Origin of the sequence: Cryobacterium sp. Hh38 (genome assembly GCF_004403235.1) — a bacterium.
GTDB classification, from domain to species: Bacteria; Actinomycetota; Actinomycetes; order Actinomycetales; family Microbacteriaceae; genus Cryobacterium; species Cryobacterium levicorallinum.
Genome location: NZ_SOHD01000039.1, coordinates 1 through 1,056 on the forward strand (window position 1 = coordinate 1; position 1,056 = coordinate 1,056).

At 58.7% G+C, this 1,056-nt stretch carries 1 protein-coding gene; it reads left to right on the forward strand.

Annotated features, from left to right (window positions below; all coding sequences use genetic code 11):
* Positions 1-821 (forward strand): hypothetical protein (locus E3T41_RS17970; protein ID WP_166791568.1); only part of this gene is annotated, 821 nt, incomplete at its 5' end.
* Positions 822-1,056 lie beyond the last annotated feature (235 nt).

Genomic DNA, 1,056 nt, shown 5'->3' on the forward strand with positions numbered 1-1,056 from the left:
AGGCCACTCTGGCCGAAATTGGCGCCAAGCCGGTCTTCGACTACGACAAGGACGAGCACGGCCAGACAACCTTCTACGAGGACCTCATCCAAGTCGGCGGCCAGTGGTACGTGCACTACATGCCCCAGGACCTTATCCACGCCCTCGACCTATACCGAAAGGACCGGAAGGCTGCTGACACCGGCGTGCCCGTTGACGAGGAAACGCCCGAAGACGACGCCATCCTCTCCAGCGACTCAAACCCCGTGCGTCAAGCCAAAGAACTGCGAGACCAGCGAATCGCCGAACGTGAAAAGTACCGCGCCAAGCCCAAGGGCAAGCGCCGGCCCGACGGCTCACGCCAATACCTCTATCCTGACCCCAAGAACTACGACGGTTTAGCCGTCGACCACAAGACCGGCGAACTCATCGAGCCCATCCGCAAGAAGACCGTCGTGATACCCGCCGGAAAAGACCCCGCCAAGGACAAAGCCCTGAAGTACGGGCAGACCTACCCCCACAAAAGTCCAGTGTGGAAAGGTTTCTACGCACTGCGCAACACCGTCGAATCGCAGAACGCATTCATCGAGGACTCCGCAACCGAAGACATCGCCTCCCCCATGAAACGGCGCGCCCGCGGCAACACCTTCGCATCGCTAGCCGTGACACTCGCACTCGTCTCAGCCAACATCCGAAAGATTCTGACGTTCATCCAAAGTGAACTCGCCCGAGTACCCCTCACCACGAAGAACAAATCCTTCGCGAGCACGTACTACTCCAGCACTGAAATCACGGCGGCAACGCCACCCACCGACACGGCGCCATCACCACCACCCAGTTAAGCCGCCCGGTCGTCAACAATTCCGTTACCTGCAGCAAAAGTCGCTTCGCCCTGCCCAAAACAGGGCGAAGCGGTGTTTAACCGCCGACCACGCCCGGATCACAGCGTTTCTCGGGGCTAGCACTCCCAGAATCGGCGCTTTTATGCAAAAAAACCGGCGATGCGATCGCCGGTTTTTTGTTGCCGCAAGAATTTCGTAAACTAAACGCCGGAATTACGTGAATTCCTCGATGCGG